We start from the raw sequence: 14766 nt of genomic DNA, 5'->3' as shown, positions 1-14766 counted from the left end.
ACGCAGGCTTGAATCCGTGGGTAACCCGGCAGGACGCCGGGTTAGCCGCCCCGCGCCATGGATGGCGCGTGGCGGCGGCCCACGGATTCAAGCCTTCGTTCGGGCATGCCGAGCCTAAGCGAGGCACCGAGTGTTGGGGCAAGAGCCCTTTTGGTTACTTTTGGGGCTCTTTTCCAAAAGTGACCCGCTGTAAGAGCGGAACCAATATCAGCCATCACCCAAATAACGGATATGTACCCACCCCCTAGCACACCCAAATGCCCCCCACATTTCACACCTGTGAAAGCTTGTGAGATCTTGCCAACAATCCCGCTTTCACCCCCCGCCACCCCCTAGTATCAAGTCCTCGTGCGCCCCCACTCACATGGACTGAACAATGATCAACCGACCCGAAAAAGCCGCCTCGCCGCGCATCCCCGAAACCAAGGCACCGGAACGTGTGTTCGACGCCCTGCTCAACAAGGCCAAGACCTTGGCAGCCGCCGGGTCGGGCGACAAAAACTTCAAGCCCAAAGTGCTGGCCGCCCATTCCGGCGAGGCCCTGAAAAAGCCCAGCGAGATCAAGCCCGACGATTACAAGGAAGTCACCGCCCTCCCCGCCAAGCTCGACATCGACAAACTCAAAGTCGTGTCCGAAGACAAGGACGCCGGGGTCATCTACTTCGAGCAGGACGGCAGCAAGTTCAAGATCACCCGCGAAGGCGCCGAGAAGGTCCAGGAAGGCTTCGACACCCTCAAGGGCCTGCACTTCGGCCACGCGGTGGCGCCGGTCAATCAGGGCGGGCCGGATGAAGGCACGCCGCTCTATGACCTGCTGCACACCCTCGCCGAAACCCAGGGCACTCCGGCCGGCAAAGAGATTCGTGAAGCCCTGGGCAACCCCGACCAGCAACTGCTGCGCGAAGACGACCCCACCGTGCGCCTGGCCAATGTGAAGTCCGTGGGTGAAGCCAAGGACGGGGTGGTCAAGGTCGAGATGGAAAGCGGCCAGACCCTGGTAATCTCCGAAGCGCTCACGCCCGAGGCCTTCGCCAGTTTCAACAGTGCCGGCGTGACCAAGGCGGCCCTCGCCGAGGGCAAGGCCAAAGGCTATGAAGAGGTCACCAGCCTGCCCGGCGACCTGGATTTCAGCCAGCTCAAGGTGGTCTCCGAAGACCCCAAATCCGGCGTGATCCTGTTCGAGCACCAGGGCAAGAAGTACATGATCAGCCAGTCCGAGGCCGCCCTGCCACAGCCCGGCGCCGACCTGAGCAACCCCAACCCCAACGCCGGTAGCAGCTTCTACAACTTCCTGAGCGCGGTGCACAACAGCGAAGGCACCCAGGCCTTCGACTACATCAAGAACGCCCAGTCCCTGCCCGGCCAGGAACTGCTGCGCAAGGACGAGGCCAGCCTCAAGCTGGGCGATATCAGCAAGGTCGATGCGCCCATGGACGGCATCCTGGTGGTCAACGGCACCGACGGCAAACTGCTGGTGGTGTCCAAGGACATCACCCCCGAAGCCTTCGCCGCCTACAGCACCAAGGGCCAGACCCTGGCCGGGATCGAAAAGGCCAAGGGCGACGGCTACAGCCTGGCCGGGCCGGATGCGTATTTGTCGTCCACCGAAGACATCATGAGCGTCGGCGGCGTGGGCGATTATGGCCCCGGCCTGATCGCCTTCACCCAGCACAAGCCGGGCGGCGCCGAAGAAAAGATTGTGGTCAGCGAAGACAGCAACCCGCAGATGTTCGAGCAGATCTCCGGCTACCGCACCGACATCGCCCAGCAGACCACCGACGTCGACAAACTGCGCGCCGACAACGGCCTGCCGCCGCTCAAGGATGTGTCGGTGGACAACCTCGCCACCACCGAAAAAGATGAAAGCGGCAACCCGCTGTCGGTGCAGGACCTGTCGATGAAAACCCTGGTGGACAGCTACCGCGCCGGGGTCAAGGACGGCAGCATCGGCAAGGACGACCCACGCGCCAAGTTCCTGCGTGCGGTGGAAGCCAAGAGCATGGCCGACAACGGCATGTCGATCATCCCCGAGCACGGCTTCGGCAACCAGGGCATCGCCACCACGCCGATCGATGTGACCTCACGGGATGTGCGCGACAACATCTTCGACACCAAGTCCATCGACAAGACCATCGGCGAGCTGCTCGGCGACTCGACCATCCAGGCCGACATCAAGGCCAACCACGACGCGGCGTTGGGCAAAGTTGACGGCGGCCAGGCCAAGGTCGATGAAGTGCACCAGAAGCTCATCGACAGCACGTCCTCGGAGAACTTCACCAAGTACATCAAGGCGCTGCAGGACGACGGCAAGACCGAACTGGCCACCCAGGAGATCCAGACCGCCTACACCGCCCTGGCGGATGTGGACCCGGCCAAGGCCGACAACTTCCTGCAGAACCTGCAGATCGACGGCTACACCGATGCCGTTGAAAAGCTGATGGATGACCCGAGCAAGATCAGCGATGACAACACCGCCTTGGCCACCCAGGACAACACCCTGGCCATCCTCTCGATGTTCAAGGGCGGCGCCGACGGCCTGCCGCGCCAGGCGCTGGGGGTGTATTCCAAGTTCGTCGACCAGTTGCTCAAGGACAAGGGCGCCGCCGCCGACTTCGGCAAGGCGATGATCTCCCTGGGCGATACCTGGCAGAAGAACGGCGTGATCAGCTTCAGCGATATCGAACACGCGGTGAGCAAGGAGATCATGCCGAACCTCAGCGAAGAAAACCGCAGCTCGTTCGTGAAGAACCTGACCTTCCTCAAGGACAACGGCGTGCTCGGCTCGGTCGGCGGCGCCATCGGCATGGGCCGTATCGTCTACCAACTGGCCGGCCAGGGCGGCAAGCTGGCCGACACGCCGATGAAGCGCCTGGGGATCGCCAACGACTTCCTCGGTTTCCTTGGCACCGGCTCGCACTTCGCCACCCTGGGCCTGAAGGTCTATGACAAGTTGCGCGGCACCAACGCCTACAAGCTGATGGGTTTCGACCGCTCGCTGCCCGACCTCTGGGCCAAGCCCGGCGAGGGTTACCACGCCCTGCCCAAGGACGCCGAGGCGGTGCAGAAGAAGTACTTCGAGATCGTCGACCAGGCCATGGACGACGGCAAGGACGTGGGCAAGGTGCTCAACAGCGGAGGCTGGAGCGACGAAGGCGCGAAGAAAGTGCAGGAAGGCATCGAGAAAGGCATCGCCAGCCGTGGCGGCGTGGCCGGTGCCGGTTTTGGTGCCAAGTTCGCCAGCAGCGCGATCAAGGTGATTGGCATGGCCACCGACGTCGCCGGTGGTGTGATCAGTGTGGTGCAGGCCGCGTTCACCCTGCGCGACGGCGTGCGGGAAAAAGACCCGGTGAAAATCGCCTCCGGCTCGCTGTCCATGGCCGGTGGCGTCAGCAGCCTGGTGGCCGCCGGCGGCGGCGTGCTCACCACCCTCGGCGTCACCGGCCGCATCATCCCGTTCCTCGGCCCGGTGGGCTTCCTGATCTCCGGCGCGCTGTCGTTTGTCGGCGCGATCCTCAGTACCGTGCAGTCCCACAAACTGCACAAGATCTCGATGCAGAACTGGAACCAGATCCAGGACTTCAAGCAGGACGGCCTGCTCAAGCCCAATGGCGATGAAGCCTACGTATGGCTGCAGACCTACCTATCCGACTGGGGCCAGCGCGATGCGCCGCAAGACCAGAGCATCTTCGACTTCCGCAAGGAAGAATGGGATGCGCGCTCCAGCATTCGCGGCGGCGACCATCGGCGCGACCACCCGGACTACATCGGCGACGGCAACAACCGCAATTCCGAGGACTACAAGTACTCGCTCAAGCCCTCGGAATGGACCAACGACAACCACGACATCATCTGGCGCGTGGGCGACGGCTACGGCGGGCCGTACCACGACGTCGATAACTCATAAAGCACTGACCCACCACAAAACTAATGTGGGAGCGGGCTTGCTCGCGAATGCGGTACATCAGTTACAGATAGGCTGACTGGTAAACCGCATTCGCGAGCAAGCCCGCTCCCACATTTTTGATCTGTGTTGGATCAGATAAGGCGCGCAGCCACCAGCCAGTCCGCAACGGCCTGGAACGAGGCATCCGGTACGGGGTCGCCCGGCACCGTCTTGCGGTAGATCTCCCCGGCCAGCGCCTTGTCCGGCGCGTGGGGAATGCCCAGGTCATACGCTTCCTGCAGCATCAGCAACGCCTCTTCCGGTGACGCACGGCACACCACCACCGGCACTGGGGTTTCCCCGCGCACATAACGCACGCCGATCACGCAGCCGTCGGTGGTGCCGATCATCATCGACGCCCGGCTCAAGCCCAGCTTGGTGGCCAAGGCCTGCATTTCGTTGCGCTGACGCCGCCGTTCGCTCTTGATCAGCGGGTCGCCGTCGATGTCCTTGCGCTCGCGCTTGGTCTCGCTGCGGGTCATCTTCATGTCGCGGCCGAACAGCCAGCGCTGCATCATCACGTCCACGCCGCCTACCAGGATGAACGCGCACAACACGGTGAACACCAGTGGCTTGAGCACCAGGAAGAACGTCGACTCCATGCACTCCGCGCCACACCGCGACGACTCCATCAACGCCTGCAACGCGTGCTTGCCCACCACGTAGAAAGCAATCGCCAGCACGTGCACCTTGATCAAGCCCTTGATGAACTCCACCAGGTTGCGCAGGGCAAAGATCTTCTTCATGCCCTCGGCCGGGTTGATGCGCTTGAACTCGGGCTTGATCGGGTCTACCGAGAACACGAAGCCGCGCATGGTGATGATGTTGGTCAGGATCACCACGCCCGTGGTCACCGCCATCACCGGCAGGGTGATGCTGATCACCAGTTGCTCGGCATGGTCAAGCACCCGTGGCCACACGGTGGCGAAGGGTTCGATGTAGATCTGCGCCGTCAGGTCGATCAATGCGGTGACCTGGGCCTTGGCCCGGGGCGCGAGGATCGAAATGCACAGGGTGCAGAACAGGATGACCATGCCCGACACCAGGTCCTGGCTCTTGGCGACCTGGCCTTTCTTGCGCGCGTCCTTGAGCTTTTTGTCCGTGGCCGGCTGGGATTTCTCTTCGCTGGTATCGGCCATGGCTACTCCATGCCTGCCAGGGTCTTGAGCAGCTCGACCGTGCCGCGGAACTCGGAGAGCTGGTCAAGCATCAGCGGAATCAGGAAACCGATGTAGATCACCATCAGAATCGTGAAAAACAGGTTCTTCACCGGCAGCGACAAATCGAAGATATGCAGGTTGGGCGCCATGCGCGACAGGTAGGCGAGCATCAGGTCGGTGATCAGCAGCGAGATCAGCAACGGCGACACCATCAGCACCCCCACGCGCATGATCTGGTCGAGGATCGACAGCACCGCCAGCAATGCCGAACTGGCAAACACCGGGGTGAACGAGGTCACCGGCCATAACTGATAGCTGTGGTAATAGCCGTCGACCATCAGGATAAAACCGCCGGACATGAAGAACAGCGTGATCAGCATCACCGTGAGCAACGTCGCCATCACGCTGGACTCCCCCGACGACAAGGGGTCCACCAGTTGCGCCATGGTCGAGCCGCGTTGCAGGTCGATCAACTCCCCCGCCACCTCGGCGGCCCAGAACGGAATGCCGAACAACAGGCCGATGAGAATGCCGATCAGGAACTCCTTGATCAGCAAGCCGGCGATAAACACGCTGCCGTGTTCGGGCATTGAGGTCAGCGACTCGAACACCGGGAAAAACATCGGGATGGAAATCGCCACGGCCACACAGCCACGGATCATGCCGGTAAGGCCCAGGCGGTTGAACGCCGGGGTGATCACCACCACGCCCATGGCGCGACAGGCAGCGAGCGAGGCGGAGCTGATCACCGGGTAGGCGACCTCCAGGAACTGCGCGGTCAGGCTGGCATCCATGGGCGGTCAGCGCGTCCACATCGGGAAATTGTCCAGCACCTGGCCGCCCAGTTCCGCCACCTGCCCGGCCAGCACCGGGCCCAGGAACACGATGGTCAACAGCACCGCCACCAGCTTCACCACCTGGGGCAGCGTCTGGTCCTGGATCTGCGTCAGCGCCTGGAACAGGCCCACGCTCAAGCCCACGATAATCGCCACCCCCAGCGCCGGCGCAGAGAGCATCAGCACCGTCATCAGCGCCTGTTTCATCAACGACAAAAATACGTCCTGGCCCATCTTCCCCCCTCAACACACACCACCCTGTAGGAGCCCGGCTTACCGGCGCCTACACGGGTTAGCCGTAACTCAGAATCAAACCGTGCATCAGGCGCGACCAGCCGCTCAGGGACACGAATAAAAAGATCTTCAGCGGGATCGAGATCAGGTTCGGTGAGACCATCGACATGCCCATCGCCATCAACACGTTGGACACCAGCAAGTCCACCACCAGAAACGGGATGTACAACAGGAAGCCAATTTCGAAGGCACGGGTCAGTTCCGAGCTGACGAACGCCGGGATCAGCACCACCAGGTCGTCATCGCGCAAGTCGGCGCGGGCCTCCGGCGACCAGATGGTCTCGGTGGCCTGCACAAAAAAGCCCCGCTCGGATTCGTTGGCAAAGCGCTTGAGGTGCGCCTGCAACGGCGGGCGCAGGGCATCGCCCAGATCCTTGAGTTGCTCCACATGCTCGATGTTGAGGTCGCGCCCCTCCACCTGGCGATACATGTCGCCAATCAGCGGCGTGGTCACGTACACCGACAGGATCAACGCGATGCCGTACAGCACCAGGTTCGGCGGCGTCTGTTGCACACCCAAGGCGTTGCGGATCAGGAACAGCACCACCGAGATCTTCATGAAACCGGTGAGTGTCACCACCGCCAACGGGATCAGCCCGATCGTCGCAACGACCAGGATGATCTCGATTAGGTTCGGCTGATAACCGGTCATGGGGTGGCAAAACTCAACAGGCGCACGCCCAGGCCGTCACCGATTTTCACCAGTTGGCCCTGGCCGACACGCCGTCCGTTAACCATCAGGTCGACGCTGTCCACGCCGGGGGTGTTGAGCTGCAACAGGCTGCCGGCGCCCAGTTCGCGCAATTGCGCCAGGGTCAGTTCCAGGCTGCCGACCTGGCACACCAATTTCAGCGGCAGGTCATCCAGGGCCGCAGCCGCATCAACGTCACTCATCGTGTTCTCCGCATCCAAAAGGGGGGCTTTCAAGGCTTCCTGCAGGCGCAAGGCATCACCCTGGTGTTGGCAGCGCGCCTGCAAGCGGCCGTCCAGGTCGAGCAGCAAACCGCTGCCAGGTTCGAGCATCAGCACGTCGCCGGGGCGCAGGCTGCGCAGTTCGCCCAGGCTCAGCCACTGTTTGCCGGCGACGACCGCCAGGGTCTGGCGCAGGCCGGGCAGCGGGTCGGGGTCGACCTCACCCCATTGCGTCAACAACTGCGCCACCCGCTCGGCGGCGCCCTCACTCAACTCCAGCTGCGCGCTGAAGGCGGGCCCGTTGCCGAAGCTCAGTTCCAGCGCCAGCTGCACGGCAAACGGCCGTTGGCCCAATCCTTCGGTGGCTTCGAGCAACTGCACCGGGTGGCCGAGCAGCGGTTCGAGGGTCTCGATCAGGTCGAGCACCGCCAGTTCCAGCAACAACGAGCGCGGCAGCGACGGCAGCGTCTGCGCGTCGAACTGCAACGCCAGCGGCGCCAAGGCCTGCTCCAGGGCGGCGGTGGGCAAACGCAGGCGCACCGGCGCTCGCCCCAGCAACAGCAGCACATCGCGCGGCGCGTTGAGGAGCTGCGGCTCGGCGGCCCAGCTCACACGCAGGTCTTGCCCGGCGCAGCGCCCCTGCCAGGCACGACGGCGCCGGTGCAGTTGGTTATGCAACGCCAGCAGCGCCGGGTCGTAGTGGGTCAGCCACGGCGACAGCGGATCGGCAAGGGCTGCAATCATGTGCCGACGCCTTCGTCGCGCAGCTCGCCTACCCGGCGCTCATCGCTTTCGCGGCCCTCCAGCAGGCTTTGCCAGGCGTCGGACTGACGCTGGCGGCTGAGGCGCTCCTGGCGAAACAGATCACGCTCACGCTCCTGGCTTTGCAGCGTGGTGGACACGTGACTCACGTCGTTTTCCAGTTGCTGCTGGTCATCGGACAGGCCGCGCAGACGGTCCTGGGCTGCCTGCCAGCTGGCCACCGACAAGCCCTCGGTGAGGGATGCATACACCTGGCGCGCCTCTTCGGCGATGGCTTCACGGTGCAGGCGCAATTGCTCCTTGGCGTCGGTCAGCACGCCGTGGGTCTGTTCGCAGCGCTGCTGCTGGGCAGCCAGTTGGCTGGCGGCCCGTTGTTCACGCAGTACCCGCAGGGTTTGCAGGGTGCGCAGTTGATCGGTTTTCATGAGGCGTTCTCCTTTACTGCTGCCAACGCAACAATCTTAAAATCCATGAAGATCAAATGTGGGAGCTGGCTTGCCTGCGATCGCGGTGGATCAGCCAGCCCATCTGTGATTGATACACCGCCATCGCAGGCAAGCCAGCTCCCACAGGGTTCTGCGTAAACTTGCAGAGTGCTGTTCATCGTCAATCTCATGCCAACACCTGGCGCATACGGGTCAGGGTCTGTTCCAGGTTGCTCGGCTCATCCGCGTTCTGGCGCAGGAAGGCTTCAATCGCGGCGTGGCGGGTGATGGCTTCGTCAGCCAGGGGGTCGCTGCCGGCGGAGTACTCGCCCACGCGGATGAGCATTTCGATTTCGCCATAGCGCGCCATCAATTCGCGGATGCGCATGGCCAGGCGCTTGTGCTCGGCACCGGCGACCTGTTCCATCAAGCGGCTGCGGCTGCGCAGCACGTCCACCGCCGGGAAGTAGTTGCGCTGGGCCAGTTCGGCGCTGAGGGCGATGTGCCCGTCGAGGATCGAACGCGCCTCTTCGGCCACCGGGTCGCTGGCGGCATCGCCTTCGGTGAGCACGGTGTACAACGCGGTGATGCTGCCGGTCGGCCCGGGGCCGGCGCGCTCCAGCAGGCGCGGCAAGGCCGAGAAGAAGGACGGCGGGTAACCGCGACGGGTCGGCGGTTCACCCACTGCCAGGCCGATTTCGCGCTGGGCGCGGGCGAAGCGGGTCAGGCTGTCCATCAGCAACAGCACGTTGCGGCCCTGATCGCGGTGGTATTCAGCCAGGGTGGTGGCGACAAACGCCGCCCGCACGCGCTCGGCGGCCGGGCGGTCCGAAGTGGCCACCACCGCCACCGTGCGCGCCCGCGCCTTGGCATCCAGTTGCACGTCGAGCAGTTCACGCACTTCCCTGCCCCGCTCGCCGATCAGGCCGATCACGATCACGTCGGCCTCGCTGTTGCGAATGATGCTGGCCAGCAACGACGACTTGCCCACGCCCGGCTCGCCAAAGATGCCCATGCGTTGGCCCTGGGCCAGGGTCAGCAAGCCGTCGATGGAGCGGATCCCCAGCGCCATCGAACGTACGATCAGTTGCCGGGAAAACGGCGCAGGGGGTTCGGCGTGCAGCGGGTAATGCTGCAGGGCCAGGGTTGGCGCCAGCCCGTCACCGTCGAGAAAATCGCCCATGGGGCTGATCACGCGACCCAGCTGTGCATCGCCCACGGCGACGCCCAGGGTTTCGCCGGTGGCGGTGATTTGCGTGCGGGTCGACAGCCCTTCCATGGAGCCGATGGGCGACAGGATCGCCTCGTCGCCATCAAAGCCGATCACCTCGGCACTCAGGCTGCGGCCGCTGCCCGGGTCGCGCAACTGACACAGTTCACCGATGCTTGCCCCGGCCACACTGGCGCGCAACAGCACACCCCGAATGCTCAACACGGTGCCGTGCATCGGCCGCAGGCGGGCCTGAGCCAAGCGCTCATGCAGGCGTGGCAACAGGTGTTGCAGGTTCATGCCACACCTTCTTCGGCAAACGGCAGCAGGCTGCGGCGCAGGTTCTGCAATTGGGCTTCCAGGCCCAGCTCGACGGAGCCTGCGGGGCTGTTGAGACGGGCCTGGCCGGCGCCCAGTTGCTCATCGGCGTCCACGGCAATCGCCAGACCTTCAGCCTTGAGGCGCTGGCGCAGAGCATCGACGTCGGCGGGCGGCACCCACAGGGTCAGGGCCTGGTCCTGGCGGAACGCGCTCAGTGCCTGGCGGGTGCAGCGCGCGATACGCTCGGCGTTGTCCAGCTCGCCCAGCACTTCGCGCACGATGCCCAAGGCCAGGTCGGCCAGCGACGCCTCCAGGCCACTCAAGTAGTGCTGCACCTGGGATTGAGTGTCTACCAGCAGTTGCGCGACCTGCTCGGCGCCCTCCAGGCGTGCGCTTTCAAAGCCTTCGGCGCGGGCGGCCTGCAGCCATTGGTCGCTGTCGGCCTTGACCTGTTGCGCCTGCTCCTTGGCGGCTTGCAGAAACGCAAAGCCTTCGGTCCACAGCGCTGCTTCTTCGGCCCGCAGGATGCGCGCCGTGGGCCGGCTCGGTAATTCACTCATGGGGTGGTGTCCTCGGCGGCCAGGCACGCGGCGGCGGCCTGCACGATTTCCAGGTCGCGGGGCAACCGGGCGCTCTGACCTTGGGGGAAGACAAAGCGCAAACGCAGCCAGCCTTGCAGGTCAGCCTGCTGGGCGTGCAACCAGGCGGCTACGCAGCCCTGGCCGTCGCGGTCGATGGCCTCGATCAGCTCGCCGGGGTCACGCAGCAAATCCGCCGCCCCACCCAGTTGGCGCAATGCCAAGGCCTGGCTGAACACATCGGCGCCGAGGCCTTCGCGCAGTTCGTTGACCACGTCGCGGCGAATCTCGCGGCTCAAGGTCGAGGCATGCCAGATCGCGCCGCACAACCTCGGCAAGCGCGCGAACTGCGCCGGCGACAACAGCAACACCGGCAAATCAGCGGCCAGGGGCGTCACCAGTTGGTCCAGCGGGGCCAATTGATAATGGCTGACCAGCAACTGTTCCAGGCGCTGGCGAAACCGCGGCTGGCGGTGCATGGCGTGCAGCACCTCGTCCGGCAGCTCGGCGGCAAAACACGCACCCAGGCTGGGCCCGCGCACAAACTGCAACGGCTCGGCGATCAGCCCTTGCCAACGTTCAAACACGCTCATTCACCCTCCTTGAGTACATACAACGCCTGGGCCTGACGGCGTGCCCATTGCTGACGGGCCAACACACCGAGGGCGCCGAGGGCGATCAGCAACAGGCCGCCGAACATCAGGCGCGCCTGGGGCAGGTTGTCTTCCAGCAGCCACAGGCCCATGAAACGCGCCAAACGTGGCTGCGCGGGGTTCTGGCTGATGGCCACGGCCGCCTTGATCGCCGTGACCGACACGCCGTCGTAGCTCAGGCCGGAGATGCCGTTGGCCACCAGGGTCTTGATCTGCGGGATCAGGGTGTTGATGTCGGTGCCCGGGTCATAGCGCACCAGCACCGAGGCCGACGACGGCGAAATCACGCGTTTGAGCAAGTCGTTGTCCGGCAGCACCACGTGCACCCGCGCCGCCACGATGCCGTCGATCTGCGACACCGAGTGCGACAGTTCTTCACTCAGCGCATAGATCATCTGCGCCCGCTCCTGCACCGGCGACGACACCAGGCCGTTGCCCTTGAACACCTCGCCCATGTTGGAAAAGCTCTGCTGCGGCAGGCCGGCGTTGTCGAGCAGGGTCATGGCTTCGGCGAAGCGTTCTTCGTCGACCACCACCTTGAGTTGGCCGTTGTCCTGGGTCTTGCGCTCCGCCGGGATGCCACCGCGCAACAGCACCGCGACCATCGCGTTGGCGTCGCGCTCGCTGAGGTTGGTATAGAGGTCGGTGTTGCACGCCTGCAACAGGCTGGCCAGCAGGCCGATCAGCAACAGGCGCAGGGCGCGGTTTGGGCTTGGCATGGCGTTATTGACCCTTGAGCAGCGTGTTGGCGGAACCGGAAATCTGCGTCGCACCGCGCACCACCATCTGGGTTTCGATGGAGTAGTCGAACATCTTGCCCAGGGAGTGGACGATCTGGTCGACCTGTTGCTCGCCGACTTTCTTGCCCGGCTCGCCCTGGGGCGAAGCACTGGCCGTGCGGATTTCCGCCGAGGCCGGTGGCGGCGCCGACGGGTTATTGGTGAGTACGTCGGCACGCTCGGAAAACGCCCGCGTGCGGTCGATGAAACTGTTCATGCGCTCCATCAAGCCCGAGCCGATCTGGTGCGGGCTCGCGCCTTCGGGCATGCCCTTGGCGGTATTGGCCATGTGCTCGAACAGATTCTGCGAGGCCCCTGCGGGCCCCGCGCCAGCGGACGGCGGCAAGGCCGAAGCGCCAGCGGCGAGACTGATAGTCATAAGGGTTACCTACTCTTCGTCGTCATCGGACATGGCGTCGTTCAGCAGTTCCTGCATCTTCGGCATGATGATGAACTGACCGCCGATGGTGACCGCCTGCGTGATCAGCGCATCGTTGAATTCAGCATCGCTGGTGTCCGAGGTGTCGGCCGGTTTATCGGCAGCCTTGGCGTTGTTCACCGCGGCATTGAACTTGGCTTCGGGGCTTGGGCCACCGGTGCCGGGCGTACTGTCGATCGGGGTAACGGACATGGTGCTGCTCCTTTACTGGGTTGGGGTTTCGGTACTGACTTGCGCGCCACGGAACACCCGCACACCGCGCTCGCGCGCCACCGGGGCGGCCACGACCATGGGTTGCAGGTGATCCACATGCTGCTGCACCAGCGCCAGATAAGGCGGTGGGCCGGACACGAACACTTCATCGCCCTCGGGGCCATTGCGCATCGACAGTTGCTGGCCGAACACGTCCAGGCTGTTGAGGTAGGCCTGCAACTGGTCCAGGTTCAGGGCACTGGCCTTGAACAGCTTGGTGGTGATCTCATCGCTGGTGTTGAGGTACAGCAGGTTGCCGTCGAAGTACCAGGTCAGGCCGTTGGTGCTGCACAGGGTCTGCAGGAACTCACCGGCGGTGGCCGCGCGAATGGTGCTGCGGGCCTTGCCGCGCACCTTGTCGGAGAGCACCAGTGGCACGTCGAGGTTGTGGCCGAATTCTTCCAGGGCGCTGCGCACATCCTGGTCCACCAGTACGTAGGCATAGGGTTGGGAGAACCACGCCGGCTCTTCGGCAGCACGGGCCAAACTGCTGCCGAACAGGCATAGGACGGCCATCAAAAATATGCTTACATGGCGTCCGCCTTCGCCCAACGAGTCGTGACGATGTCCAAGAACTTTTTGCTCGCCAGTACCCTGCTTTTGGCTGCCTGCTCCAGCAAACCTGCGACCGATGCCGACAAGTCGCTGCAACTGGCGGGCGACCTGAGCAAGCGTGGCGACTACGCCAGCGCAGCCGCGTTGTACGAGCGCGCGACCCAGCAGCCGGGGGCCGGCATCGAGCTGTGGCTCAAACTCGGCCAGGCCAAACTCGACGCCAAGGACGCCCTCGGCGCCGAACGCGCCTTCCAGCAAGCCCTGGGCTTCGACGCCCGCAACGCCGACGCCCTGCTCGGCCTGGGCACTGCGCAATTGCAACTGGGCAAGACCCAGCGCGCCGTCACGGCCCTGAGCCAAGCCGCAGACCTCGGCGGCCTGCCGGTGGCCTACACCCGCCTGGGCGTCGCGCACGTCCTCAATGGCCAGGCCGCTGCCGCGCAAACCGCTTTCGCCAAGAGCCTGAGCCTCAAGCCCGACGACCTCGACAACCGCTGCAACCTGGCCCTGGCCTACGCCCTCGGCGGGCAGTCGCAACAAGCGCTGGACGCCATCGCCCCCGTCACCCAATCCCCCCGCGCCCTGCCCCGGCACCAGCGCAATGTGCTGCTGGTGATGGTACTGGCCGGGTACGAACAGCGCATTGCCACACTGCCGCTGGACGATATCCCCGCTGCCGAGCGTGAGCGATTGGTGACGGAAGCGAAACGCATCAAAGCCATCAGCGACCCGGTGGCGCAGGCGAAAGAACTGGGGTTGGTAGCCCCCAACTGACACAACACCGCTCTGCTCTTGATCTGCTTTTGATCTCAATCGCCCCATAAAACCACGCTGGCCGAACGCAGGCTTGAATCCGTGGGTAACCCGGCAGGATGCCGGGTTAGCCGCGCTGGGCCAAGGATGGCCCATCGCGGCGGCCCACGCTCCAAAGCCTTCGTTCGGGCACACCGAGCCTAAGCGAGGTGCCGAGTGGTGGGGCGAAGGCCTTTTGGTTACTTTTGGCTGGGCCGGCTTCCGGCCTTTCCAAAAGTGACCCGCTGTAAGAGCGGAACCATAATTGGCCGTTACCGCAGCAATGGATATGTACTCCACCCCAAAACCTCTAGCGCCTGACACACAGCTTTCGCGAGCAAGCCCGCTCCCACAGTTGGTATGCAGGGTGTCAGGTAGCGTTGGGGTGGCTGGATGGGCGCCATCGCAGGCAAGCCAGCTCCTACAGTTGGGATGTGGGGCGTCAGAAAGATACCGGGTGCCAGAAAAGGAGGTCATTGTTGCCCCCCCGCTGCACCAGCCTTGGCCTCTTGCTGATCCTTGCGCCGCTGCAACTGCTCACGATCAAACCCCTCGATATACACCTGCGCCGCCCGCCCGACCGGCGCCGCCATGGCCGGGCCCGTCGCACGGCCCTGGGTCAGGTCCTGCTTGCGCTCAACCATCTGCATCAGATTCAAATTATTCGCACACCCCAACGCCAGCGTCGGCTTGAAATCCTCGCCCAGGCCAACGGTGTCCGTCGCCGGCGGCTGCTGACATTGCGTCGGCAAACCATCCGCCCGGTATTCGGAGGAGTAATACGCCGGCGCCAAGTGGGTCTGGCAGCCCATCAGCGCCAGGGGCAACAGCATCAACACACGCAAAGCAGTCATC

16 protein-coding genes are annotated in these 14766 nt (G+C 64.1%); 2 read left to right on the top strand and 14 right to left on the bottom strand.

The window, feature by feature from the left end:
- Positions 1 to 376: 376 nt before the first annotated feature.
- Positions 377 to 3904: a hypothetical protein gene (locus tag ACVWVP_RS22715; RefSeq protein WP_457408140.1), complete on the top strand. Its 3528-nt coding sequence runs from the start codon at positions 377 to 379 to the stop codon at positions 3902 to 3904.
- A gap of 131 nt (positions 3905 to 4035) precedes the next feature.
- Here the strand turns inward: ACVWVP_RS22715 and ACVWVP_RS22710 are convergent, their stop codons facing one another.
- The 13 genes from ACVWVP_RS22710 to ACVWVP_RS22650 all read right to left on the bottom strand — a co-directional run bounded on the left by ACVWVP_RS22710 (position 4036) and on the right by ACVWVP_RS22650 (position 13080).
- Positions 4036 to 5082, bottom strand: coding sequence for an EscU/YscU/HrcU family type III secretion system export apparatus switch protein (locus ACVWVP_RS22710; protein WP_176998796.1), 1047 nt, complete (start codon positions 5080 to 5082; stop codon positions 4036 to 4038).
- A gap of 2 nt (positions 5083 to 5084) precedes the next feature.
- A complete protein-coding gene (gene sctT, locus ACVWVP_RS22705; protein WP_176998797.1) occupies positions 5085 to 5897 on the bottom strand; it encodes a type III secretion system export apparatus subunit SctT in 813 nt (270 codons plus the stop codon).
- Positions 5898 to 5903: 6 nt separating this feature from the next.
- The gene (locus tag ACVWVP_RS22700; RefSeq protein ID WP_016969171.1) at positions 5904 to 6173 is read right to left on the bottom strand and encodes an EscS/YscS/HrcS family type III secretion system export apparatus protein; all 270 of its coding nucleotides are present in this window, start codon (positions 6171 to 6173) and stop codon (positions 5904 to 5906) included.
- Between the two features lie 58 nt (positions 6174 to 6231).
- Complete coding sequence (sctR, locus tag ACVWVP_RS22695) at positions 6232 to 6885, bottom strand: type III secretion system export apparatus subunit SctR (protein WP_017137580.1); 654 nt, start codon at positions 6883 to 6885, stop codon at positions 6232 to 6234.
- On the bottom strand, positions 6882 to 7889 hold the full coding sequence (gene sctQ, locus ACVWVP_RS22690) for a type III secretion system cytoplasmic ring protein SctQ (RefSeq protein WP_457408137.1): 1008 nt from the start codon (positions 7887 to 7889) through the stop codon (positions 6882 to 6884). Before sctQ ends, sctR begins: the two co-directional genes overlap by 4 nt.
- Positions 7886 to 8332, bottom strand: a complete 447-nt coding sequence (locus ACVWVP_RS22685; protein ID WP_457408136.1) for a hypothetical protein — start codon at positions 8330 to 8332, stop codon at positions 7886 to 7888. The genes sctQ and ACVWVP_RS22685 overlap by 4 nt, the downstream gene beginning before the upstream one ends.
- A gap of 187 nt (positions 8333 to 8519) precedes the next feature.
- Positions 8520 to 9842: a FliI/YscN family ATPase gene (locus ACVWVP_RS22680; RefSeq protein ID WP_178925765.1), complete on the bottom strand. Its 1323-nt coding sequence runs from the start codon at positions 9840 to 9842 to the stop codon at positions 8520 to 8522.
- Positions 9839 to 10423: a FliH/SctL family protein gene (locus tag ACVWVP_RS22675; RefSeq protein ID WP_178925766.1), complete on the bottom strand. Its 585-nt coding sequence runs from the start codon at positions 10421 to 10423 to the stop codon at positions 9839 to 9841. Before ACVWVP_RS22675 ends, ACVWVP_RS22680 begins: the two co-directional genes overlap by 4 nt.
- Positions 10420 to 11034: a type III secretion protein gene (locus tag ACVWVP_RS22670; protein ID WP_178925767.1), complete on the bottom strand. Its 615-nt coding sequence runs from the start codon at positions 11032 to 11034 to the stop codon at positions 10420 to 10422. Before ACVWVP_RS22670 ends, ACVWVP_RS22675 begins: the two co-directional genes overlap by 4 nt.
- Positions 11031 to 11813, bottom strand: a complete 783-nt coding sequence (sctJ, locus tag ACVWVP_RS22665; protein WP_176998803.1) for a type III secretion system inner membrane ring lipoprotein SctJ — start codon at positions 11811 to 11813, stop codon at positions 11031 to 11033. The genes ACVWVP_RS22670 and sctJ overlap by 4 nt, the downstream gene beginning before the upstream one ends.
- Before the next feature lie 4 nt (positions 11814 to 11817).
- Entirely contained in the window at positions 11818 to 12252 is a 435-nt protein-coding gene (locus ACVWVP_RS22660; protein ID WP_016969163.1) for a hypothetical protein, read from the bottom strand.
- A 9-nt stretch (positions 12253 to 12261) separates the two neighbouring features.
- The gene (locus ACVWVP_RS22655; RefSeq protein ID WP_178925768.1) at positions 12262 to 12504 is read right to left on the bottom strand and encodes a hypothetical protein; all 243 of its coding nucleotides are present in this window, start codon (positions 12502 to 12504) and stop codon (positions 12262 to 12264) included.
- A gap of 12 nt (positions 12505 to 12516) precedes the next feature.
- Entirely contained in the window at positions 12517 to 13080 is a 564-nt protein-coding gene (locus tag ACVWVP_RS22650; RefSeq protein ID WP_457408134.1) for a type III secretion protein, read from the bottom strand.
- 48 nt (positions 13081 to 13128) lie between these two features.
- Between ACVWVP_RS22650 and ACVWVP_RS22645 the strand changes: the two genes are divergently transcribed.
- A complete protein-coding gene (locus ACVWVP_RS22645; protein WP_457408131.1) occupies positions 13129 to 13893 on the top strand; it encodes a tetratricopeptide repeat protein in 765 nt (254 codons plus the stop codon).
- A 491-nt stretch (positions 13894 to 14384) separates the two neighbouring features.
- On the opposite strand, the gene ACVWVP_RS22640 is transcribed toward ACVWVP_RS22645, so the two are convergent.
- Positions 14385 to 14765, bottom strand: coding sequence for a hypothetical protein (locus ACVWVP_RS22640; protein WP_178925821.1), 381 nt, complete (start codon positions 14763 to 14765; stop codon positions 14385 to 14387).
- Between the last annotated feature and the right edge of the window lies 1 nt (position 14766).

The organism is Pseudomonas sp. TE24901 (genome assembly GCF_054058375.1).
The sequence above is the reverse complement of the archived record's forward strand: the minus strand, read 5'-3'. Positions and strand labels throughout refer to the sequence as shown.

What these genes read in the sequence shown, in the direction of transcription:
- sctR (WP_017137580.1), bottom strand. Translation starts at nt 6,885, where the DNA reads ATGACCGGTTATCAGCCGAACCTAATCGAGATCATCCTGGTCGTTGCG.
- ACVWVP_RS22645 (WP_457408131.1), top strand. Translation starts at nt 13,129, where the DNA reads ATGTCCAAGAACTTTTTGCTCGCCAGTACCCTGCTTTTGGCTGCCTGC.
- ACVWVP_RS22710 (WP_176998796.1), bottom strand. Translation starts at nt 5,082, where the DNA reads ATGGCCGATACCAGCGAAGAGAAATCCCAGCCGGCCACGGACAAAAAG.
- ACVWVP_RS22670 (WP_178925767.1), bottom strand. Translation starts at nt 11,034, where the DNA reads ATGAGCGTGTTTGAACGTTGGCAAGGGCTGATCGCCGAGCCGTTGCAG.
- sctQ (WP_457408137.1), bottom strand. Translation starts at nt 7,889, where the DNA reads ATGATTGCAGCCCTTGCCGATCCGCTGTCGCCGTGGCTGACCCACTAC.
- ACVWVP_RS22685 (WP_457408136.1), bottom strand. Translation starts at nt 8,332, where the DNA reads ATGAAAACCGATCAACTGCGCACCCTGCAAACCCTGCGGGTACTGCGT.
- ACVWVP_RS22655 (WP_178925768.1), bottom strand. Translation starts at nt 12,504, where the DNA reads ATGTCCGTTACCCCGATCGACAGTACGCCCGGCACCGGTGGCCCAAGC.
- ACVWVP_RS22650 (WP_457408134.1), bottom strand. Translation starts at nt 13,080, where the DNA reads ATGGCCGTCCTATGCCTGTTCGGCAGCAGTTTGGCCCGTGCTGCCGAA.
- ACVWVP_RS22640 (WP_178925821.1), bottom strand. Translation starts at nt 14,765, where the DNA reads ATGACTGCTTTGCGTGTGTTGATGCTGTTGCCCCTGGCGCTGATGGGC.
- ACVWVP_RS22680 (WP_178925765.1), bottom strand. Translation starts at nt 9,842, where the DNA reads ATGAACCTGCAACACCTGTTGCCACGCCTGCATGAGCGCTTGGCTCAG.
- ACVWVP_RS22660 (WP_016969163.1), bottom strand. Translation starts at nt 12,252, where the DNA reads ATGACTATCAGTCTCGCCGCTGGCGCTTCGGCCTTGCCGCCGTCCGCT.
- ACVWVP_RS22675 (WP_178925766.1), bottom strand. Translation starts at nt 10,423, where the DNA reads ATGAGTGAATTACCGAGCCGGCCCACGGCGCGCATCCTGCGGGCCGAA.
- sctT (WP_176998797.1), bottom strand. Translation starts at nt 5,897, where the DNA reads ATGGATGCCAGCCTGACCGCGCAGTTCCTGGAGGTCGCCTACCCGGTG.
- ACVWVP_RS22700 (WP_016969171.1), bottom strand. Translation starts at nt 6,173, where the DNA reads ATGGGCCAGGACGTATTTTTGTCGTTGATGAAACAGGCGCTGATGACG.
- sctJ (WP_176998803.1), bottom strand. Translation starts at nt 11,813, where the DNA reads ATGCCAAGCCCAAACCGCGCCCTGCGCCTGTTGCTGATCGGCCTGCTG.
- ACVWVP_RS22715 (WP_457408140.1), top strand. Translation starts at nt 377, where the DNA reads ATGATCAACCGACCCGAAAAAGCCGCCTCGCCGCGCATCCCCGAAACC.